This window comes from Caldibacillus sp. 210928-DFI.2.18 (assembly GCF_020554505.1).
Lineage (GTDB): Bacteria > Bacillota > Bacilli > Bacillales > Caldibacillaceae > Caldifermentibacillus > Caldifermentibacillus hisashii.
The window spans coordinates 1-22,561 of the sequence record NZ_JAJCHL010000040.1; the positions used below are offsets into that span (position 1 = coordinate 1).

A 22,561-nucleotide genomic window follows, 5' to 3' on the forward strand; every position below is an offset into this window, starting at 1 on the left:
GGTTATTTGTAGTACGTACCGTGAAGGTACGTTTATTTTTTTATTTCGGGCTTACCGAGAAAAGGGCTCGTCGCCAAAAAATGGAGTTTCCGGCCAAAAAATGACGACGAGAAGTGATCTCGTCGCCAAAAAATCAAGTTTTTCACCCCAAAACGGTGAAGAGAACAGGGCTCGTCGTCACAATAAAGCGTTTCTCACCTCAAAATGGCGACGACCCACCTTCAAACTTTTACTTACTGTACATTTACAATATATCCAGCTACTCCCTAAAATAAATATATTTGCCGGCAAAGATTTCCCGTTTGCATTCCCCTTTATAGCGCAAATATTCAAGATGCGCCAATGTTTCACCAATCGCAAACCTTGAATCATGGGTATTGTGAATTTTTGAAAATAATTTTTTACAAGCTTCAAAAACGGTTTGTCCGTTTGCTAACTCAGCCAATAGTTTTTCCAAAAGCTCTTCATGATGTGCCATAATTTCATCAATTCGGCGATTCGCATTCGTAAACGGGGTGCCATGGGATGGAATAACTATTTCCACATCGAGTTTTCGAATTTTTTCCAGTGATTGAAGATATGTGCCTAATGGATTCGGATCCCCGTAAAACCAATACGATATATTTGGTGTAATTTTCGGTAAAATATGGTCAGTGGAAAGGAGTACACTCTTTTCCTGATTATAAAAAACGATTAAGCCGTCCGAATGCCCCGGCGTAAAAATGACTTCATAGCTGTATTTACCAATTTTGACTCGTTCACCTTCGTTCATATAGTGGTCTACTTTAGGATACGGCTTTACCCTCGGAACAAAAGATGCCATATTATCAATCAGCTGTTTAGAAATGGTTGACGGAATTCCTGCTAATTCATAATTGTTCCTAAATGTTTGCAGATGATGCTCCTCCCATGCACCAAGGCCAAGATCTGCATCAATCTTTGTCATGGACAAGCGGGCTTCTGTTTTTTTCTGCAAACCGCCCGCATAACCAAAATGGTCAGGATGGTAATGGGTAATATAAATATCTGTCACTTGCTTTCCTTTTAGCTCTTCTTCCCACCGTGCTGCAGTATAATCATTGTGCAAGCCCGTATCAACGACAACCCAACCATTTTCACCTTCTGCTAAAAAACAATTCACATGGTTTAAACGAAAGGGAAGGTCGAGTCTGACTAATTGTATCCCTAGTTCATCGAGCATCTCACCTCATCCTTTCGCTTATTTTCCCTCAAATTTCGGTGCCCTTTTTTCAAAAAATGCCTGAACGCCTTCAAGGTGATCGACTGTATGGAATAATAAAGTTTGCATGATCATTTCCTGTGCATCATTCGTTTTGTTTGTCAATTCCGTTGCATTGTTTACTAAATACTTAACGAATTTATTGGCAAGCGGCGGACCGTCAATAATAAATTTTGCAAATTCCGTTGCCTCTTTCAAAAGTTCTCCTTCAGCCAATCGGTTGACCAAACCTCTTGTGTGAAGTTCCTCTGCTGAAATCACTGCCCCTGATGAGATCCATTCCTTTACTAGCGAATGCGGTACGTTTTCAGCCAAGGCTTTCACAAGTCCTAAATCGGGAATCAAGCCAATATTTTTGAAGCTGATGGCAAAAGCGGCCTTCTTATCCGCTACAATAAAGTCGGATGCCAATGCTAAACTAAATCCCGCCCCGGCCGCATATCCATGTACGGCACTAATAACGTATTTATCCAACTCTTTTATTGTTTGTTGCAGCAAGGTAGCCCCCTTCATGTAAGTTAACATGTCGGCCGCTGTTTTTGCCTCTTTAAATGACCCAATGTCCCCGCCGGAACAAAATGATTTCCCTGCTCCGGATAAAATGATCGCTTTTATGGTTTTGTCTGCTTCGGCATCTTTAAGTGCTTCAATAACACCTGAAACAAGCTCTCGGGAAAGAGCATTTAACTTATCCGGTCTGTTCATCGTAATATAAGCAATTTGATTTTCTTTTTTTACATTTACAATATTTGTCATTTGATTCACCTCTATAAGAAATTTAAAATGATTGAGCATTCATTCAGTTATTGTTCCAGTAAAAATGAACATTTGTCTTTGAGCAATTTTTTGAGTGCATCCATTCCTATTTGATCAGTTTCAAAGTAATTTTTGCAACTGCGAGACTACAACTGGTTAAAAAGTAACACTTCTCTTAACAATTTTTTCTTTTGCCTCTTCATATTGCTGTTTCAGTTCGGCAACAATTTCAGCAAGGGATTGGACCTGTGTGATCGCACCCACCCCTTGTCCGGCTGACCAGACATCTTTCCAAGCCCGGATGTTTGGATTGCCCAACTCAGAAAAATCAATTTTTTCTTTCCGTTGTAATTTTTCCGGGTCAAGACCAACCTGTTTAATACTTGGAATTAAGTAGTTCGCATTCACACCACTGAACGCATCGGTATAAATAATATCCTCCACCCTTGATTCAATAATCATTTTTTTATAGGCTTCATTTGCCAAACTTTCTTTCGCCGGGATAAATCGTGAGCCAAGATAGGCAAAATCCGCTCCAAGAATTTCAGCGGCAAGAATATCTTCACCTTTCGACATCGCACCCGCTAGAACTACCGGACCATCCCAAAACGTTTTTACTTCGTGGATAAATGCAAACGGACTGTACGTGCCGCCATGTCCACCTGCCCCGCTGCAAACAAGAACGAGCCCGTCAACCCCTTTCTCAATTGCTTTTTTGGCAAATTTGACATTGATGACATCAGAAAAAACTACACCCCCATACTGGTGGGCAATTTCGACAACCGGGCTCGGGTCACCAAGAGAAGTGATAATGAGTGGCGGTTGATATTTTTTAATCAGTTGCAAATCTTCCGTAAACCTTTTGTTGGAACGGTGACTAATGAAGTTAATCCCCCAAGGTGCGATTTTTTTATCGGGATTGGCCGTTTTTATCCGGTCCCATTCTGTAGTAATCTGTTCAAACCACCCTTCCAGAATTTCATTTGTGCGGGCATTTAACGCCGGAAAAGTTCCGATAATTCCTGCCTCACATGCTCGCAAAACCATATTGGGGTCATTAATTAAAAACATCGGTGCCATAATGACCGGGATGGTTGTAGATTCTTTAAACTTTTCAATACTTGTTTTTGTCATAAAATTCATCTCCTTTTTAGTTAAATATTGTCAATGGTAGAGCCAAAAACTCAATGAAACTGAGAAAACCATAACAATAGAAGAGAGAAAAACAGAATTTGGTTGCTTAATCCCTATGCGCACATATCGGGAAAGTTCAGCGCTGGAAGTTTTTACGCAGCGCAACTCCGGAAACTTTTACGGTTGCTTAACCCTTATACCCGCTTACCCGGTAAGGTTACCCGGCGCAACCCTGAAAAACTTTTACGATTTGTCTTGATTTAAATAATACTCTGTGTGTTCGCCTAATTTCGGGGCAGCTGCCCGGATTTTCCCCGGTGTTCTTGATAATTTAATAGGGATTCCAATATGTTTTACCGGTATGCCATCCTGCTCAATGGCTTCGAACATTTTTCTGGCTTGCACTTGCGGATGGTTGACTAGTTCGGCAAAATTTAAAACCGGCGAAACGCATGCTTCTGCATCTTCAAAAATATCCATCCATTCTGCCAATGTTTTTGTATACATAACGGTTTGAATATCGTGCTTCAGCTTATATTGGACTTCATCCTGTTCATTTAGCAGAGCAATCCATTCCGGTTTCCCAATTTTTTGGCAAAACACGCGCCAAAACTTCATTTCCAATGCCCCGACTGCTAACCAACGTCCGTCTTTCGTCTGATAGACCTCATAGCACGCAAGCCCACCGGACAACATCTGTTCCCCTCGTTTAGACGGAATGTTTTTCATCAAATAATTTGGAAGGGTGGATTGAAGAAGCGAAATCACCCCATCCATCATGGAAATATCGATAAATTGCCCTTTTCCGGACTTTTCCCGCTCCAATAATGCAAGTAAAATACCCGTAACTGCCGGATAAGCCCCACCAGCAAGATCAGCAACTTGAACGGCCGGTACAATCGGTTTTCCATCCTTTTCCCCCATTAACTCCAACAATCCGGCAAAACTAATATAATTGATATCGTGACCCGGCATTTCTGCATAGGGCCCCGTTTGTCCATAACCGCTAATGGCACAATAAATGAGGCGAGGGTTTATTTTTTCTAAAACAGGAAAATCGAGACCTAGCCGTTTCATGACCCCCGGACGAAAAGATTCGACAACCACATCGGCTTTTCCAACCATTTGTAAAAATTGGTCTTTTCCCTCATCTGTTTTCAAGTCGAGCGTTACACTTTTTTTATTTCGGTTCAAAGAATGAAACATCACACTATTTTCATCAATTTTCGGTTCATAATGTCGGGCATAGTCACCTAGATCCGGCGCTTCAATTTTAATCACTTCCGCCCCAAAATCGGCAAGAAGCATCGTGCAAAAAGGTCCGGGAAGCAGACGGGATAAATCCAGTACGCGGATGGATTGTAATGGAAACATCGATTCAACCTCTTTCATTAACGTTTTGGAAAAGTTGCCTTACACTCTAGCATTTGGGAAAATTGATCAGATTTTCTTTAACATTTGCTGTGAGTGCTATTAAAGTTTTCTCCGGCAAAGGTTTAGTCCAGTCGTTCAATAATTGTCGCATTGGCCATTCCGTAACCTTCGCACATCGTTTGAAGTCCGTAGCGACCGCCCGTTCTTTCCAGCTCACTCATCATCGTCAACATCAGTCTTGCTCCGCTGGCTCCAAGAGGGTGTCCTAGTGCAATGGCCCCGCCGTTCGGATTCAATTTTTTCGCATCCGCTCCGGTATCTTTCAACCAAGCAAGCGGTACCGATGCGAACGCTTCATTTACTTCAAAAATATCAATCTCTTGAATCGTCAAACCGGCCTTTTTCAACACTTTTTCCGTAGCCGGGATCACGCCGGTCAACATGAGGGTTGGATCGGAACCTACAACCGTCCTAGCGACAATACGAAATCTTGGTTTTAACCCGAGCTGTTCCGCTTTTTCACGGGACATAATGAGAATGGCAGCGGCCCCGTCACTAATTTGGCTTGAGTTTCCGGCTGTAATAAAACCGTTTTCTTTAAAAGACGGCTTTAATCCTGCCAATTTTTCCATTGATGTGTCTTTACGCGGCCCTTCGTCTTTCGTTACAATCGTTTTCGTTCCATCCGGTAATGTAACTTCAACAGGCATTATTTCTTTCGCAAACCGGCCTTCATCTTGTGCCTGAATGGCTTTTTGATGACTATTCAGCGAAAATTCGTCCAACTCGTCTTTTGTCATATACCATTTTTCCGCAATCCGTTCCGCCGATAATCCTTGATTAATCATTTCATACTTAGAAGTAAGTGCCTCGCTGTAAGTTACCCCTTGCATATTAGAAAACATGGGTACACGAGACATGCTCTCTACCCCACCGGCAATAACGACATCCATATCCCCGCTCATGATTGCTTGTGCGGCAAAATGTACTGCTTGTTGACTCGAACCGCATTGTCTGTCAATTGTTGTTCCCGGCACTTCAATCGGAAAACCGGCAATAAGTGCTGCTTGCCTGGCAATATCAGAAGCCTGTTCCCCAACTTGCGTAACACAACCATAGATCACATCTTCAACAAGACCCGGCTCAATACCCGCACGCTTAACCACTTCGGCAAGCGGCAATGCAGCCAGTTCCTCCGCCCGAATACCACTAAGTAAACCATTTCTCTTTCCAACCGGTGTCCGTACCCCTTCAATAATAACCGCTTCTTTCATAGACGTTCCCCCTTCTTTTTAAGTAAAATGCCACTCAAAGTAAATTTTTCGCAATAATTTGCTTCATAATCTCATTTGAACCGGCATAAATGGAAGTTACAGCGATATCGCGGTATCGTCTCGCAATCTCGTATTCTTCCATATATCCGTAACCACCATGAAATTGCATGCATTCACCGGCTATTTTTTTCGCCAAATCCGAAACCCACCATTTTGCCATCGATACTTCGGTGACGATAGATTTTCCTTTCACATGTTCCAAAATAAGCCGTTCTACAAATGTACGCCCTATTTCGAGCTCCGTGGCCATTTCGGCAATTTTAAATTGGGTATTTTGAAAATTGCTGATTGTTGTACCAAAGGCTTGCCGCTGTTTTACATAATCAATCGTTAACTCCAACATTTTTTCGGCAGAAGCCATACATTGAATAGCAACAAGCAAACGTTCCTGCTGTAATTTTTCCATTAAATAGTAAAATCCCTTACCTTCTTCACCAAGTAAATTCGTTCTTGGGACCCGAACATCTTCAAAAATTAACTCACTTGTGTCATTGGCATGCTGACCAATCTTTCTCAATTTTTTTCCTTTCTTAAAACCGGGGGTACCAGCTTCTACAACAAATAAACTAATGCCGCGGTGAGGAGGGTTTGCCTTTGGATCGGTTTTACAAACAAGAACAACTAAATCGGCCGTGTAACCGTTTGTGATAAAAGTTTTTTCACCGTTAATGATATAGTCATCCCCGTCACGAATAGCGGTCGTTTGAATATTCGCCAGATCAGAGCCCGCTCCCGGTTCGGTCATACCAATGGCAGTTATTATATCTCCTGTAAGTGCCCCGGGTAACCATCGCTGTTTTTGTTCTTCCGTTCCATAAGATTCGATATATGGAATAACAATATCATTATGTAGACTGATCCCGACCATTCCCGTGCCGACCCGTTCCATTTCTTCATTCATGACAACCGCATAACCAAAATCGGTGCCTAAACCGCCGTATTTTTCCTCAACTTGCGGGCAAAGATAACCTTGTTCTCCAAGTTTTTTCCAAAATGAACGTGGCACTTCTTTATTTTTTTCCCACTGCTCATAGTTTGGGACCGCTTCTTTTTCTAAAAATTTCCGTAAAGCTTGTCGGAAAATCTCATGTTCTTCCGTTAAGTACAAGCGCTCCATCCGCATCATCCCCCTAATAATTAAAACGCTTTCTTTTTAAAAAAATATCACCTTCCTTGTTTATGATTATTAATTATTTTCTAAAAAAAGGCAACTAAAAAATGAATCCCCATTCATCATTTTTTTGACAAACTTCAATCAGATTCTCCGCTAAACCAATTGGATGTCGTCAAAAAGTACTCCCATTGAAGTTCACTCTTTCGTTTTTACGAATATGTAAATTTTGCTTTCCTTTTACTTAAAAAGGCGTCGACACCTTCTTTATAATCCTCCGATGTAACGGATTCTAAAATTTCCTGTAAAATTTCGTCATTATCATCTTCTCCGCCATGCAGAACGTGATTAATGATTTTCTTCGCACCTCGAACAGTCATTTGTGAGTTTTCACATATCATTTTCGCATAAGCATATGTTTCCTTTTCCAACTGATCCGGCTCGTAGATTCGATCAATAAGCCCCATCCGGATTGCTTCTTCAGCGTTAAAAATCCGGCCGGTATATAAAATATCTTTCGCATTTGCCTGACCAACCAAGTCAACTAAGTGCTTGGTTGCCTTCGTATTATAAATAATCCCAAGTTTTGCAGGGGTAATCGCAAATTTCCCGGTGGAGTCGGAAAATCGAAAATCGCATGCTACCGCCAATTCGCAACCGCCTCCAACACAAAATCCTTGAATCATGGCAATTACCGGCTTTGGCCCTTTTGCGATTTTTTCCTCGAGATCAGCCATCACTTTACTATAGGTGATAATTTCTTCAGCTGTGGAGCGCCTGGTCCGAAATTCGCTGATATCTGCACCTGCCGAAAAAGCTTCCTCAGTCGTACTGCGAAAGACAATGACTTTAACTACACGGTCCTCATGGCAATGTTTAACATATTCATTCAGGCTCTCCCACATTTCGAACGATAGCGCATTTCTTTTTTCCGGCCGGTTAATAAAAATAGTTGCAATATTGTCTTTGACTTCCATAAAAACTTGTTTCGCCATGTTTACCTCCTAGATATACTCGTTCCTGTAAAACTTTCCTCTAGTCATTTTCTTGAAAGACCCATTCCTGCAAAATTTTCCTGAAATCATTTTCCCGGAACACTCATTCCTGCTTAAAATTTCCTCTAGTCATTTTCCCGAAATACTTTTCCCAAAACATCCATACCGCCTGTAGCAGATAAAATACAGCCGGTAATCAAATCAGACTTTTCATCCGCAAGAAAAGCAATTGTTCTGGCAATATCTTCTCCGGTCCCTTCCCTTCTTCTTTCGGGGGCGGATTTCATATACGAAACGGCATCGGCAATTGTTTTTTCCTTCCACTCGCTTTTAATATCACCCGGTGAAACCATGTTTGCTGTAATCCCGTTTTTCGCTTCTTCTATTGCAATCGTTCGTGTTAGTGACGCGAGCCCCGTTTTTGCGGCAGCGAATGCGGAACGGTATATCCAACCCGGTGCCGTTTCTACCCGATCAAAACCCATGGTGATAATTCGTCCCCATTTTTGTTTTCGCATCGACGGAATGATCAGTTTTGCCAAATAAAAAGCACTGGTTAAATTTCCTTGTAACAAATAATTCCACTCGTCCATCCCATACTCTGTAAGTGGCTTTCTTTCTTGAATATACGGCCCGGCATTATGTACAAGAATATCAATTTTTTGAAAAACCTCCATCGCCTTACTTACCATACGCTCACAATCGGAGGAGTTTGCAACATCTCCTTGTACTGCAATATTTTTCGTATTATATCTCCGGTTTAGCTCGCCAGTAAGGGTCTCGGCTTCCAAGGCACTGTTTCGGTAGTTAATTACCACATTACAGCCTTTTTCAGCTAATTGAATCGCTGTTTGTTTCCCAATTCCGGTCGCTCCCCCGGTAATTAAGGCAACTTTATGATCCATAGAAAGTACCCCCTTTTTGTAATTGCTTGCTTTTGCAAAACGATTGTTGCTCGTAATTAAATTTTGCCAGTATCCAGAAAGTCTTACAGGGAATTTCTTTACTGGTAAATATTTCCGTTTGAGTGAAAGGTTAATAAAGCAAGGGATTTCACGTGTTGCCTATGAAATAATTTCCGAAAATCGAAGTCGGACTATTTTCAAAGGTTATTATATTTGATAAAATTACTATAAAATTAGAAGGGCTTCAAATGATTAAAATGTTTCAGTATCCAGACTTTCAAGCTGGAAGTTGATACATATTACTCTTAGCTTACCAAAAATCTTTGCATTTGAGTAATGATTGAATCTTTGTCAGGAGGCGGTCCATTGAAAGAAATCCAAATTCGACCGATTCGTAAAGAAGATATTTCCGGCCTTAATGAAATTCGTCGACAACCGGCTGTTACAGAGAATACCTTAGGCTTACCCTCCGAACGAATCGAAAGGACAGAAGAATTTTTTAATCGTCTCGGACCGGATGATCATGTTTTTGTGGCAGTAACCGGAAGTACTGTGGTCGGAATGGGAGCTCTTTTTGTAAACAGCGGAAAATTACGTCATACGGGAAGGCTTGTTTTGATGGTACATGGTGATTTTCAAAACAAAGGAATTGGCAGCTCGCTGTTAAATACTTTACTTCATCTTGCAGACCATGATTTAGGATTAATCAGGCTTGAACTTGATGTCGTTGTCGATAATGAATCTGCAATCCACTTATATAAAAAATTCGGATTTGAAATCGAAGGAAGACTGAAAAAAGCCCATTTTTCCCGTGGTGAATATCAAGATATTTTTATTATGGGGCGAGTGAAATAAAGTAATTTTGGCTGAACCAGTTCATCAAACAAATATTTTTTTGTGTAAAAACTAGAGGAGGCACATCATGAAACTGACAAATGAAGAACTTGAAATATTGGCGATATTGGAAGAAAATCATCGGCAATCGGTAAAATCAATCGCCATGCAAGTACAATTAAGTGAAGACAAGGTAGCAGAACTAATCAAAAAATTAGAAGATGAAAATATTATCGTTAGTTATCCGGCTCTAATCGATTGGAGCAAGGTTGACGGAAAAGAAAATGTCGTGGCTATGATCGACGTCAAAGTAACGCCAAAACGGGGAGTTGGCTTTGATGAAGTGGCTGAAAAGATCTATCGGTTCCCGGAAGTCACTTCCCTGTATTTAATGTCCGGTGCCTACGATTTGTCGGTTACGGTTGAAGGAAAAACAATGAAAGAAATTGCTATGTTCGTGTCGGATAAATTATCGACAGTCGAAAACGTCATCTCGACTACCACCCATTTTATGTTAAAAAAATATAAACATGACGGCGTGATTATTGAAGGAAAAGACGATCAAGACCGCAGAATGGTGGTAGCTCCATGATTGATTATAATCAATTTTTAGCAACACAAGCTGTCGAATTAAGGCCGTCCGGGATTCGCAGGTTTTTTGATGTAGCTTCAAAAATGGAAAATGTGATTTCTTTAGGTGTCGGGGAACCGGATTTTGTCACACCTTGGGCAATCCGTGATATGGCTATTGCTTCGATAGAGGACGGGTTTACTTCTTATACGGCCAATCCCGGGCTTCTTGAGTTACGGGAGGAAATAGCCAATTATATGGAACGGAAATATCATCTTTCCTATCAACCGGAAAATCAAATTATCGTAACAATCGGGGCCAGTCAAGCATTGGATACAGCTTTTCGTTCCTTATTAAATCCCGGTGAAGAAGTGTTGATTATTGAACCGGCATTTGTATCCTATGCTGCCTTAGTCACCATGGCAGGAGGAAAACCGATCCCCGTATCCACTTGGGCAGAGAACGGCTTTAAAGTGACGGCAGAACAAATAGAAAAAGCCATTACTGCCAGGACAAAAGCGATTTTATTATGTTCACCAAATAATCCGACGGGTGCTTTTTTAAATAAACAAGATTTAGTGGCTATTGCGGAAGTAGTGAAGAAACATAACTTGGTTGTTGTTTCAGATGAAATCTATGCAGAGTTGACTTATGATGAGGACTATGACAGTATCGCCACCTTACCCGGTATGTATGAAAGAACCATTGTCATCAACGGTTTTTCAAAAGCTTTTGCGATGACCGGGTGGCGCCTTGGTTATGTTTGTGCACCACAGCCGATTATTGAGGTCATGCTAAAAATCCATCAATATACAACGATGTGTGCACCACATATGCTGCAACACGGTGCCGTTGAAGCATTACGGAACGGTGCCGATCAAGTGGAAGAAATGCGAAAAAGTTACCGGCGAAGGAGAAATTATATTGTTGAAGCATTGAACCAGATTGGCTTAAATTGTCATCTACCGGGTGGGGCTTTCTACGTCTTTCCTTCGATTCAAAATACCGGACTAACATCGGAACAGTTTGCTGAACAATTATTGATGAAAGAACGGGTTGCAGTTGTTCCGGGGAATGCTTTTGGAGAAAGTGGCGAAGGTTATATTCGCTGTTCTTATGCAACCTCTCTGCAACAACTGCAGGAAGCCATTCGCCGGATTGAAAAGTTTTTACAGTCCCTTGGAGCCAGCCCGAAAGTCTGTGAGCATCAAGTTAGCTTGTAAATGGAACTACTTTTGTGATATCGCGGAATGATACTGCAGTCCGTGAACATCAAGTTAGCTCGTAAATAAAACTACCGTTTAGGATGATGCCACGGATTGGTCTTCAGTCTGTGAATGGCAGTTTTGCTTATAAATAGAACTACCGTTTTATGATGTTATGGATTGGTCTTCAGTCTGTGAATGGCTCATTCGCCTGTAAAAACCGTGTCAATTTTTTGCAGTAATGAAAAGGGTTATCCCTGAAAGTCTCATCACATCTAAAATCATTTAAGCTACTAGAAGTAACTAAATGTAACTAGATGTTTCGAGCTTTTCACCGGGATAACCCTTTTGTGTACGTTTTTACATTAAACACAATATAATCAGCGATTAATACTTAATTTTCTGGTGCGAAAGTTGAGTCATTTATTGTTCTTGTTGAAAAATCTTATTAACAATTTTTAACAAGGAATTATCTCCTTCTATAATATATTGATTTCCATGTCCTTTGGTTCCGTTCAGCCTAATACCATTTTCGGTTAAGTATAATAGAACAGTGGTATTATTATTTGCTTCGATCCATAATACATACAAATAATCAGATGGATTATTATTTGTTTCTTTTATTTTCATTTCGGAAGGTTTTTCTGTGATTGTTTCAATTTTATTTCGTTCATTAATTATAACATTAGCCAGTCTTGGAGTTTCATAGCTTTGAATTTTAATACTTTTTATTGGTTCCCCTTCTAAAATTTCGTTCATAACTTCCCCATAAGTAGTTGTTTTAAACGAATCATAAATTACATAAGCTACGAAGCAAAAAAGAAACAGAAAAGTAGTAATAATAAAGAAAATCTTTTTTTTATTCATTAATTCACCCCTATGGTTATCACCCAAAAAGGTTTTAAGGAAAGATTTGCGCCAAATATAGTACTAACAATTTTTATCAAGACACAATATATTGTCATTTGAGCGTAAATGTTTTTGAAAAATGGGCTTTTTGGGTGCTAAACATCCCTATTTTATTGTACGTATTGTCAAAACTTTTTATATTACAACGATTGCAAACTTATATGGAATCACCATTGAACTAACGCACGAAGATTACGTTCCTGCGGCAGTTTTGAATGATACAGCCATTTCAATTATGAAAAAAGCGATCATTGAAACGATTGGTGAAAGTAATATGAAGCCTTCCATCCTTACACCGGGTGGAGACGATTTTCATTTTTATTCAATCAAAAAGCCAACTTTGAAAGCAACGATGCTGGGTTTAGGTTGTGATTTAAGGCCCGGATTACATCACCCGTTAATGACCTTGAATGAAGAAGCTTTGCTGATTGGTGTAAATATATTATTTCAAGCCATCATCAAGACGTATGGATTATAAGAAAAGCGCAGAGTCCCCGCTTAACAAAGTTTGCTAGTCGCTGGCGCTCGGAGCTGGACAATAATACAAATCCAAAGCCCTGTAAGAAAAGCGCAGAGTCCCCCTCTACGCTTTTCTTTTACTTATCATCTTTTGCATATCACTAAGCATGCAGATTTAAAAGCTAAGTTCCCTTTCTCCATTTTTCAACCTAGTAGTGAGTCGAAAAGCACAAAATTGTTTCCTGTACTAAAAACTGTCAAAAATTGGTGTTACCCGTGAATCTTCTTTGCCTTTTCCATGTTCGCTTTAATGGCTTCAATAACAGCCGAACGAAATCCTTTGTCTTCTAGGAGAGCAACAGATTCAATGGTTGTTCCTCCGGGTGAGCATACACTGTCTTTTAATGTACCCGGATGCATTCCGGTTTCAAGTAGCATTTTTGCTGCACCCAAAACAGCCTGTGCGGCAAACACATATGCTTGTTTGCGAGACATACCATACATAACCGCCCCATCTGCCAATGCTTCAATATACATATATGTAAAAGCCGGTGATGAACCACCAATTGCGGTAACAACATCCATGATAGACTCATCGACAAACTCCACACGGCCGAAACATTCGAATAGTGCTTTAATTTCCTCCAAATCTTCCGGAGTTACGAGTTCGTTTACGGCGATTCCGGTAATCCCTTGCCCCACCAAGGATGGTGTGTTTGGCATTGCTTTTATGATTTTAATGGCTCGATTTAACCGTTTTTCATTTTTTTCAATTGTTTCACCGACTGCCACAAGGATAAGAATCGTATTTTCTCGAATAACATCACGAATCTCTTCAATTACCGTTCCATACATTCCTGATGTAGTCGTTAAAAAGAGAAAATCTGCATTTCTCGCAACTTCCACATTCTCTCTCGTTGTAAGAATTCCGTAAGTTTGTTCTATCTCCTGAAGACTAGATAAGGACCTGTTAGAAACAATGATTTGTTTAGGGTCAATTTTTTTTGTCTTAATCATTCCGCCAATCATCGCTTTAGCAATATTACCACAACCGATAAATCCAATTGTCCGATTCATAAGTTTACTCTTCCTTCCTATTTGTTTACGGATAATGTATGTATTTAATTAACAATCAAAAAGTTCATTAACAAGTGAACTTTGTTGAGTCATTAACTTTTATAATAAAACCCCCTTAATATTAACAAGTGAACCCCTCTTTTATATAATAGTAAAATTATAGCAAATTTATAAAATATATAAAAGACTACTACGCAAAAAGGATTTATGGAAAATTTTTATAAGACACGTTTGAGAAAAATGGGTTTTTTGTGGCGAAAACTAAAAAGACTAGCACCTAAAAATCGGAATTTTAAAGTGTGCCTTCAACTGCCAGACTACTTTTGAAAGAGGGATTTCTCAACAAATGTAACGATTTTTGCGGGGTCTTCACCAAAAATTGTCGTTTATAGCGGCTATAGGGCTTGTTTTGACGAAACTTTCCAAAAAAGTTGCATAAAGTGAAACTTCCATCAGTGGGGGTTTTACTCCCCGTTAAGGTGGGATACAACCGTACCGATCGTTAACGAATCTTCGTATAATGTTCTAAGAACTTACCGATCGATTATTCATATTTAAAGGGTGCCATAAATAAGATCATGCACCCTTTAGCTTTTTCCCTTGCAATGACGGGAAAAATTGAATGATTTGGTCAATTATTTTTCCTGCTCCTTGCTTTAGAATATCCGTTGTCGGCAATTGATACTTCAGTTCGTACTCCTTAATCGTCTTTTCAATTTCCAAATCGTTCATTCCCTCATGATTGAGTGTAATACCGATTACTTTTGTTTTTCCGTAATGTTCAATGAGCTGAATTTCACTTTCAACTGATGGAACCGGGAAGAAAGGAAAGTCCCCTAGCACTTTTCGCTTCGGTGCATGTTGCAAAATAACCGCTTGAGGTCTGGCGCCTTTTAAAATCCCTGCAGAACTGGCATAAGCAGGGTGACTTAACGCTCCTTGACCTTCAACAATAATAATATCGGGGTGTTCGGTTTCATTCGCCCGAACAATTTCGCTCTCCAGTTCACCAATCATATATTGGAGAGGAAACGCATCCATGGCAAAACCATATTTGGCACCTTGAATAAGACCGGTTTGTCCCGTTGCAATAAAAGCCGTTTTATAACCTCGTTTTTGCAGTTCTTTTTCCAAAGCAACCGCTGTTGTCCGTTTGCCGCATGCACCGTCTGTTCCAAGTACAGTAATAATCGGCGTATCGATATGTAAAATTCGCCCTGAAAAAATTTTCCATTCCTTTTTCGGTTTTGGTTTCCGAATATCCTTAATTTCTACCCCATATGTTTTTGCGTATTCCATCAGTTCTTGATCGTCCGTCAAAAACTCCTGCAGCGGATTAATAATGTTCATACCCGCTTTGATCGCTTGAATAATCACATCACGCTCATGCTTTTTTAAAAATGCGTCAGCCGGTGCAATCCCAAAAATAAAGTATTTCGGCTTTTCACCAAGTTGATTAAGTGCGTGGGATAAATTTTCAAAAATTGGGATGCCATTCTTTTTTTGGTCCAACACTTCACCTGCATCAAGACCGGCCTTTGAACTGTCAATGACGCCCATAATTTCATAAATTCCTGATTCCCTTACTAAACCGTTTGCTGTCTTACCATCCATTGATCCGAATTGATGTTCACAATAAACTAATGCCCTCTTTTTCATACAATATCCCTCCAATGCGTTATATTGAATTTAGAGTAAAAAAAGAACATCGAAACAGTTAAGATAGTCATTGACAGCTGTCTAGTACTACGAAACCGAAAGATGTTACCCACTTACGATATAAGATTTTTAGAATTGCTTGAAGATATAAATTTCATAATCTATTATTTATTATAAATGAAACCGAAGAAAATTGCAAAACGATTTACTCTCAAACATGGGAAGGCTACTTGTCTTGTTAGAAATTTTCCATTTTAGACAGTCGACACTTTTTTTAGGTTTTTTATTGATTTCTATTTTAAAAGAAATTAGTATTTAATTAATAATGCTCTAGAGGAAAGTTGCCATGGATATGGGGAAAATACGAGTGATAAGCGAGGAATGAGTATTCAACAACTAGAAATAGCAAATAATTTCAACACACGATGAATAGGCAAAAGTGGTTCTTGATGAAGATAATGAATCATACGGAGACGGATTGTGTTTGCGTAATTAATGAAAAGGAGATGGTTTATAAATGAATGAAAAAATACTTGAACAAATCCTTGAAGAATTAAAAGGTGTGAATAAACGAATCGACAGCATTGAAGAGGAAGTAAAATATACGAAGGAAATGCAAAAACTTATGCAAGTACAATTAGCTGAAACAAATGAATCACAAAAGCTTATGCAAACGCAATTGACAGAAACAATTGAATTGCAAAAGCTTATGCAAACGCAATTGACAGAAACAATTGAATCACAAAAGCTTATGCAAACGCAATTGACAGAAACAATTGAATCACAAAAGCTTATGCAAACGCAATTGACAGAAACAATTGAATCACAAAAACTTATGCAAACGCAATTGACAGAAACAAATCAAATCGTTCGCGCTATTCGTGACCGTCAGGATGAAACCGACGCCAAACTGGATGCCCTTTCCATTGATGTTCATAAGTTGCATGGAGAACTTAATTTCGTTAAGGAAGAGATATCCGATATCAAGGCTACCGTTGACTTCACTTATCATAAAACATCCCAAAATGAGTTGGAAATCTTCAAACTAAAACGAGATTAACGGAGGCAGAATACAGTTTTGGGCGTGGAAAAACTAAAAATTTGGTCGGCAGGTTTTCGGCAACTAAAGTGTCCTTGTCGTATTACTTTTCAAAGAGGTGAAATAATTCCTCTCTTTTTTATTTGTACCAAAAAAATTTACAAAAAAAGTTGGTATATTACATTTAGGTGTATTGTGATTAAATACAGAAAGGAAGTGGAGAATGGTCATACTGTAAAAAATAATAGCCGTAATCACCGGCATAGTTACGATTCGCAAGGTCTGGCACGACGGAACGAAATCGAAACTTGAAGCCGAAAGATTACGACTAGAAAACAGAAAATTGAAAGTGGGGGTAAATCCCTACTCTCAATAACAGTATGCCATAAAATATATGATTGATACTTTGTTTAATGTTTCTTTATTAATCTTCTTTTTTTGACATGGATCCGTAAACATGTATGGGTTGATAATATGTCTTTTATTTTGGACAGGTAAATCAGCTAATAAAAAATTACAAAATGAATAATTCGTATGGAAAATCGCTGAACAACTTAATATTCATGTTCACGAATTACCTATGTGCGGTGAAATAAATGGATTTTACAAATATGAAAAAAGATTTTTTTATTTTCCCTGTAAAATGCCTGTGAAACAACAAATTTTTAAGTTTTGTTTCACGAAAAAAGCGACTCTTGAATGTCCAAGAATCGCTTTGTACCGATGTTTTTTCATTTATCGGGAAGACAGGATTTGAACCTGCGACCCCTACGTCCCGAACGTAACCTGAACATAAAAGTCATAATTCCCAAATTTATATTTAACCGTATCAAGTGATTTAATATACATTTGACATTTAAACCACTTCACAAATTATTTTTACATTTTTAATTATAAGGTGGTTATCCAAAAATGTAAAGGTATTTTATTTATAAATTTTTAATTTAAAAATTAACTTGATTGAACTTGTTGACAAGTAATAATCATTAATCCCTTTCTCGTTAAATCAACGTTTGTAACCTTCCACGTTTTTGTCATTAAGTTAAATTCAAAGTTTAATATTAATTTTTCTCGATTTACCTCATTGTCCTGAACAGTGATTAATATTTCATTGTTCGGAATCCGAATTTGCCCTTCCTCAATCGTAAATGCTTGTTGTTCAACAATTGCAGGAATATAAATCGGATCACCTTCAATTGTAATAGGAATAGGTTTACCAAAATTATCCGTTATTATATTACCGTTTTCATCTCGCAAATAGTCTTGTATTACCTCTCCGGGAATTTGTAACTTATAGTTTAGATGTCGTATTCTGGCTTTATATTTGCCATTTCTAGGGCTTATTGTCTCATTCATAACTAAATACTTATTATCATCAAAAGTCACCATATCGCCCATATTTATGCGTTGTAACGTGTGTATATATCGTTCTTCACTGTCAGATAGTGGGGGAAGGGTAATAATGGCTTGTTGTGGTACGTCATTAATTAATACATCCATACCAGCCGAATCAAACAAAAATTGTAAATCCTCTTCATTTGGTGTAAACATTTAATAAACACCTCCTATTCAGCAAACAACATGAAGAAATTAGATTCATTTTGAAGTTGCTCGTCTGTTTTTAAACTTCTTATTTTCCGTTCCAATTGGTCAATACGTGACATTAAATTATCTGCAAAATCACTTATTGTCATATCGTCTAATTTGTAATTTTTTAAATTTTGGGGATTGTTTGCGATACTTTCTAAAACCGATAAAGCCGATTGATATATTTTCTTTTTGTTTGTTGCCGATTGAGGGTTATATTCATCAAACGGTTTTAATCCGTTTTCTTGTAAATAAATGATTAATTCATCCTGTTCAAGATTAATTCCTTTTGTTTCTAATTCTAACCGTTGAAGGTTATTCATAGAATCATTCCTTTCATATTTAGATACATTTAATTGATCTTGCGACGGTTTATTTTTGTTACTTTTATAGTAATTTACCGCCAACATTAATGTAATCTCCATCCTTAGTACTTAAAAAAATTTACACATATCTATTATTTTAGATATAATAAGTAGGGGAGAGGGGATATGTGTTTTTTTCTTTGATTTATAAGGGAAATTTGGTTAAAATTTTTATTGGGTGTGTAAAGTGATATGCTAGCGACCTCATTTTGTCAATTAGGGGTATCATATTATCAATAAGTTATATCCGACATTATCCAATAAAAGCAAAATTTTATATAAAAATATACAAAAATTATAATGAATAAATCTTATAATTTGCGACCTTATAATTATAACCCTTAGAAACCTTGATATATCAACATCTTCCTAAAACTTGTGTTATGTAAACTAGAACTAAAAAAAACGCTTATAAATGTTGATATATCAATACTTCAGCGACTTTTACAGTCTGAAATTATCAATAAAAATAGGTAAAAAATAACTGTATATTAACGTATATTTATAAAATTGCATGTAGTATTTAGTTAATTATAGTTATTATAATATCTGAAAATTAATAATAGTTATGTATATTTGCTGACTCCGGTTGTGTCTTGATTTTTATTATACCCCATATAGTATAACAGTGCGGGCAAGTCAATATATCACTATAAACTATAACATCTTTACACACCTACATTTTAATTAAATTACTCCTCATCAAATAACTATAAATTATTCACATTATCCACAATATCATCTAATTTATTCACATATTGAATATTATTCTCTTCATCAATCTTTTGTAACTCCATTTGGATGTCGCTTACATATGGACTATGACCTAACAAACTTTCTAAACTAATTGCTCCTAATCCTCTTAATTCCTTCAAATTTGCAATAATTTCAGTGTCATTTGCAGGTGTCGCATACTGGAATACTATATCTAATGTATCATAATCATCATCACTAAACGTTATTCCTTGTAACTCTAAAAGTCGTCTTATCTTATTAAACCTTTGTTCAAGTCCTTCACGAATAAACTGTTCGTTTCCACTGGCTTTAATATTAGCTAACTGGAATAATAGTTTAATAGATACTTCCGATAGATTGCTTATATCCGTCTTATTCATACTCACAGCAGGTGTTTGAGATATATCTAATAATGATTGTAATAATGTTTTATAGATTGTCTCAAACGATTGATAATCTAATCCATTACTTACTAACTTAAAATCAGCCCCATCATCTAATGAAATACCACCACCAACAATGTTAGAAGGTAATCCTTCACCTTTTAATTGCATTCCAATTGATACTGGTACTGGATTCATGAACTTATAAAATGAATCAGTATATTTACTAATCAAATCCTCCATTGAATCCAATATACTAATCCAATCATCTAATTCGCTACGACCTTCAATGTCACTTAGTTCATTGTCATTGTGATAAACAATAGGTAATCCTGATAGGTTTGCATAACGTCCAGTTAGTTTTAATCGACCGCCTGCATTATTATATTCGCTTACTACATCTTCCTCATATACTGTATAGTAAGAGATACCATCATTGACAAACGCTTGAATGAATCCAATTAGTTGATTATGTTCATCATGTATAGGATAACCATGAGACGGATCAATTAACTTAGATTTAATTACACCATTATCCAAATAAACATATTCTGCAACCTGTCCATATTTGAGAACCTTATCCAATATCTTTTGATTTAAACGGTTATATTTACCCTTACGATTAACCTTTTGATATTCCCTTACAACCTTTTCATTTCCAGTCAATGTAATAGGATTCTGCAACAAGTATGCCTTTTGAAAGTTAAGTAACGTCTTAGCGTACTGTAATACTATCTTTCTAGGATGAAATTCCTTTCCGTTGTATTGATAACTTGGTGACTTTAATATCTTATGGCTACCGTTCAAATATTCCTTTTTAGCTAATACATCATTAATCCGCATTTGGTTATGTATTTCATTCACATATTCAACAAACCAATCACTTGATGAACCATACTTATCTTTTATATATTGCTCTAATGTCGTCATTTCCTCAACTCCTTATTATTCAAATAAAAAATGACTGGGTGAATTACCTAGTCATAGTTATATATCAACATAAAATTTACCTTGTTTCATTTGTTTCATCGCTTGCACACTCATGGCAACCGCAATTAGTAAATCGTCATGTAAATCTTGACCTTTTTTGTTACCCAGTTTGCCGTCAATATCCTGAAAAATTTTCATTTCTTCTAATGTATCCACATCTTCAATTAAAATCATGTTAAGTTCGAACTGCTCTTTTAAATCATTGATGATTATGGGTTTTGTTACTTTTGTAGTTTGGAAGCCTAACTGTAATTTTCGCTTTCCTTTTTGGTCAAAAATCTTTTGTTTTAATAAATTAATATAACCGTACTGTTTACGCAATTTTTCTAATAAAGGTAAGCCATAACTGTTTCTCTCCACACACAAAAAGGCATAATTATAAAATCTACCTAATGCATTAACAATTGTAGCAAACTGATAAACAGGTATATCATTCGCTTTAAAACTTGCCATTTGTTGACCATCCACATTAAAAATTGAAATGGTGCTATTATCTGTATTACCTCCTGTTCCGGATGCTACGTCCACACCTCCATAGCAACGAATACCCTTTTTAGGTAAACGATAAATTAATAAATATTTGTTTATGTATTGCTTTAATTCGTCCGGCAATAAGTCATAAACTTCATTTGTAGGTAGGGGAGGGAGGACATTATGTAACCGTTCATTAATCTTAGAAGTATCGAATACAGATACGTTACTTGTTTGGAACGCTTCGTCTGGTGTTGTGGGAAATTCTCTCATAAATTTGTCAAGTGAATTTGTCTCAATATAATAACGTCTAAACATTAATTGTCTATACGTTGCCTTATATTTATCTCTTAATAATCGTTCGTCTGGCTCTAAATCTTTATATGTCAATCGTTTTCCATTGTTATGTAATTTGTACCAAGTTTCCGCTTCATTGAATGAATGTTTAAATTGGTCACTATATGCCTTAGCCAACCAACTATAAAAGTGGGCTTTCCATACGCTTTCTTTACCTCTGTACGCTTTCATAAACATTTTTTGGTAAGTGTTATAGCCCATAGCAGTAGATTCAACTATAATTTTACTATCAGGATTCTTTGCTAAAGCAGGGATAGAAGTTGCTATTATTTCTTCCTGTTGCTCATCTTGGTATTTTGCCATTTCAGATAAATGGATTAACTGAAATGTATTCCCACTGATCGAATCCTCACCGCCTGCTGTCGCTACTTGGATTCTTGAACCATTTTCAAAATAAATTTCATCTCTATTACTAATGATCTTTTTAGGAAATAAATCACCAAATTTATCATGTGGAAGGGATGCATACATTTTATTTAATTTCCTTAGTAAACTCTGCGTTACTTTGTTATGATGAGTCATCATTAAATAGTTAGTATCTGGCTTAGTCAAGGCACTCCATAGCATATAGCCAAGTGATAGAGTAGTAAACATTCTGTTACTTTCACCAATAATGGCTACTGACCATTAATAAATGGCGGTAAGGCACTTCAACCTTACTCTATATGTTTCCATATAGTTCAGACTGTCGCTTAACACTAATAAATAGTGTCCTTCTTCGTTCAGTCGTTCAGGCTGTATTTAAACTTGCCCCTTGTCGTCCTCGTCTTTACGTTAGGAATTCCAAGTCAATTAGAAGAAGTTTTACATCGGCAATACTTTACCGATCTGTCTACCTTTCAAAATGATATTATATTTTTCCATTTCATTGATAAAATCTTCCTGCTCTGGATTTAATACAAAAGGAATACTATTACCGTTATTATCAATAATTTTGATAAAATTTTTGGCAAACAAACGAAAATCGTTCATAACCTTTTGTAACGCTTTATTTTGCTTACTTTGCTTACTTTTAGTTGCCACATTTTCACCTCCAATAAAAAAGAAAATACCTGTGTCGCAAAAACACGA

Annotated in this window: 21 protein-coding genes and 1 tRNA gene; 5 read left to right on the forward strand and 17 right to left on the reverse strand. The window is 37.4% G+C overall.

The features are described from left to right. Positions 1-259: 259 nt before the first annotated feature. From LIZ98_RS09820 to LIZ98_RS09855, 8 genes are all read right to left on the reverse strand, one after another. Positions 260-1,201 (reverse strand): MBL fold metallo-hydrolase, encoded by a 942-nt coding sequence (locus tag LIZ98_RS09820; RefSeq protein WP_227139741.1) that lies wholly within the window; start codon positions 1,199-1,201, stop codon positions 260-262. Between the two features lie 18 nt (positions 1,202-1,219). Then, complete coding sequence (locus tag LIZ98_RS09825; RefSeq protein WP_227139740.1) at positions 1,220-1,996, reverse strand: enoyl-CoA hydratase/isomerase family protein; 777 nt, start codon at positions 1,994-1,996, stop codon at positions 1,220-1,222. A gap of 156 nt (positions 1,997-2,152) precedes the next feature. After that, positions 2,153-3,130, reverse strand: coding sequence for an NAD(P)H-dependent flavin oxidoreductase (locus tag LIZ98_RS09830; protein WP_227139739.1), 978 nt, complete (start codon positions 3,128-3,130; stop codon positions 2,153-2,155). A 243-nt stretch (positions 3,131-3,373) separates the two neighbouring features. After that, entirely contained in the window at positions 3,374-4,504 is a 1,131-nt protein-coding gene (locus LIZ98_RS09835) for a CaiB/BaiF CoA transferase family protein (protein ID WP_227203032.1), read from the reverse strand. A gap of 122 nt (positions 4,505-4,626) precedes the next feature. Further along, positions 4,627-5,778 carry a thiolase family protein gene (locus LIZ98_RS09840; protein WP_041845098.1) on the reverse strand — a complete coding sequence of 384 codons (1,152 nt, stop codon included), beginning with the start codon at positions 5,776-5,778 and terminating at the stop codon, positions 4,627-4,629. Between the two features lie 34 nt (positions 5,779-5,812). Then, entirely contained in the window at positions 5,813-6,955 is a 1,143-nt protein-coding gene (locus tag LIZ98_RS09845) for an acyl-CoA dehydrogenase family protein (protein ID WP_227139737.1), read from the reverse strand. A gap of 206 nt (positions 6,956-7,161) precedes the next feature. Further along, positions 7,162-7,944 carry an enoyl-CoA hydratase/isomerase family protein gene (locus LIZ98_RS09850; RefSeq protein WP_227139736.1) on the reverse strand — a complete coding sequence of 261 codons (783 nt, stop codon included), beginning with the start codon at positions 7,942-7,944 and terminating at the stop codon, positions 7,162-7,164. A 125-nt stretch (positions 7,945-8,069) separates the two neighbouring features. After that, positions 8,070-8,849 carry an SDR family oxidoreductase gene (locus tag LIZ98_RS09855; RefSeq protein WP_108898748.1) on the reverse strand — a complete coding sequence of 260 codons (780 nt, stop codon included), beginning with the start codon at positions 8,847-8,849 and terminating at the stop codon, positions 8,070-8,072. Between the two features lie 366 nt (positions 8,850-9,215). Here LIZ98_RS09855 and LIZ98_RS09860 point away from each other — a divergent pair, with 366 nt between their 5' ends. The 3 genes from LIZ98_RS09860 (at position 9,216) to LIZ98_RS09870 (ending at position 11,477) form a co-directional block, all read left to right on the forward strand. Further along, a complete protein-coding gene (locus LIZ98_RS09860) occupies positions 9,216-9,704 on the forward strand; it encodes a GNAT family N-acetyltransferase (RefSeq protein ID WP_200889682.1) in 489 nt (162 codons plus the stop codon). A gap of 67 nt (positions 9,705-9,771) precedes the next feature. Further along, positions 9,772-10,275, forward strand: a complete 504-nt coding sequence (locus tag LIZ98_RS09865) for an Lrp/AsnC family transcriptional regulator (RefSeq protein WP_041845102.1) — start codon at positions 9,772-9,774, stop codon at positions 10,273-10,275. Then, positions 10,272-11,477 carry an aminotransferase gene (locus LIZ98_RS09870; protein WP_227139735.1) on the forward strand — a complete coding sequence of 402 codons (1,206 nt, stop codon included), beginning with the start codon at positions 10,272-10,274 and terminating at the stop codon, positions 11,475-11,477. Before LIZ98_RS09865 ends, LIZ98_RS09870 begins: the two co-directional genes overlap by 4 nt. Positions 11,478-11,882: 405 nt before the next feature. On the opposite strand, the gene LIZ98_RS09875 is transcribed toward LIZ98_RS09870, so the two are convergent. Continuing rightward, on the reverse strand, positions 11,883-12,326 hold the full coding sequence (locus tag LIZ98_RS09875; RefSeq protein ID WP_227139734.1) for a hypothetical protein: 444 nt from the start codon (positions 12,324-12,326) through the stop codon (positions 11,883-11,885). 130 nt (positions 12,327-12,456) lie between these two features. On the opposite strand from LIZ98_RS09875, the gene LIZ98_RS09880 reads away from it, so the two are divergent. Beyond that, positions 12,457-12,846 carry a M20/M25/M40 family metallo-hydrolase gene (locus tag LIZ98_RS09880; RefSeq protein WP_227203034.1) on the forward strand — a complete coding sequence of 130 codons (390 nt, stop codon included), beginning with the start codon at positions 12,457-12,459 and terminating at the stop codon, positions 12,844-12,846. Between the two features lie 251 nt (positions 12,847-13,097). On the opposite strand, the gene proC is transcribed toward LIZ98_RS09880, so the two are convergent. Further along, positions 13,098-13,904, reverse strand: a complete 807-nt coding sequence (gene proC / locus LIZ98_RS09885) for a pyrroline-5-carboxylate reductase (RefSeq protein ID WP_041902022.1) — start codon at positions 13,902-13,904, stop codon at positions 13,098-13,100. Between the two features lie 576 nt (positions 13,905-14,480). Beyond that, positions 14,481-15,563 carry an N-acetyltransferase DgcN family protein gene (locus LIZ98_RS09890; protein ID WP_095141953.1) on the reverse strand — a complete coding sequence of 361 codons (1,083 nt, stop codon included), beginning with the start codon at positions 15,561-15,563 and terminating at the stop codon, positions 14,481-14,483. 517 nt (positions 15,564-16,080) lie between these two features. Here LIZ98_RS09890 and LIZ98_RS09895 point away from each other — a divergent pair. After that, positions 16,081-16,623, forward strand: coding sequence for a GumC domain-containing protein (locus LIZ98_RS09895; RefSeq protein WP_052486043.1), 543 nt, complete (start codon positions 16,081-16,083; stop codon positions 16,621-16,623). Between the two features lie 717 nt (positions 16,624-17,340). Here the strand turns inward: LIZ98_RS09895 and LIZ98_RS09900 are convergent. The 6 genes from LIZ98_RS09900 to LIZ98_RS09925 all read right to left on the reverse strand — a co-directional run bounded on the left by LIZ98_RS09900 (position 17,341) and on the right by LIZ98_RS09925 (position 22,513). Beyond that, a tRNA-Pro gene (locus LIZ98_RS09900) sits at positions 17,341-17,473 on the reverse strand. Between the two features lie 80 nt (positions 17,474-17,553). Next, on the reverse strand, positions 17,554-18,153 hold the full coding sequence (locus tag LIZ98_RS09905; protein ID WP_227139732.1) for a hypothetical protein: 600 nt from the start codon (positions 18,151-18,153) through the stop codon (positions 17,554-17,556). Between the two features lie 14 nt (positions 18,154-18,167). After that, complete coding sequence (locus tag LIZ98_RS09910; protein ID WP_309240456.1) at positions 18,168-18,599, reverse strand: hypothetical protein; 432 nt, start codon at positions 18,597-18,599, stop codon at positions 18,168-18,170. A 665-nt stretch (positions 18,600-19,264) separates the two neighbouring features. After that, a complete protein-coding gene (locus tag LIZ98_RS09915; protein ID WP_227139731.1) occupies positions 19,265-20,602 on the reverse strand; it encodes a phage portal protein in 1,338 nt (445 codons plus the stop codon). Positions 20,603-20,659: 57 nt separating this feature from the next. Next, positions 20,660-22,042: a terminase large subunit gene (locus LIZ98_RS09920; RefSeq protein WP_227203036.1), complete on the reverse strand. Its 1,383-nt coding sequence runs from the start codon at positions 22,040-22,042 to the stop codon at positions 20,660-20,662. Between the two features lie 252 nt (positions 22,043-22,294). Beyond that, entirely contained in the window at positions 22,295-22,513 is a 219-nt protein-coding gene (locus LIZ98_RS09925; RefSeq protein WP_227140212.1) for a hypothetical protein, read from the reverse strand. Between the last annotated feature and the right edge of the window lie 48 nt (positions 22,514-22,561).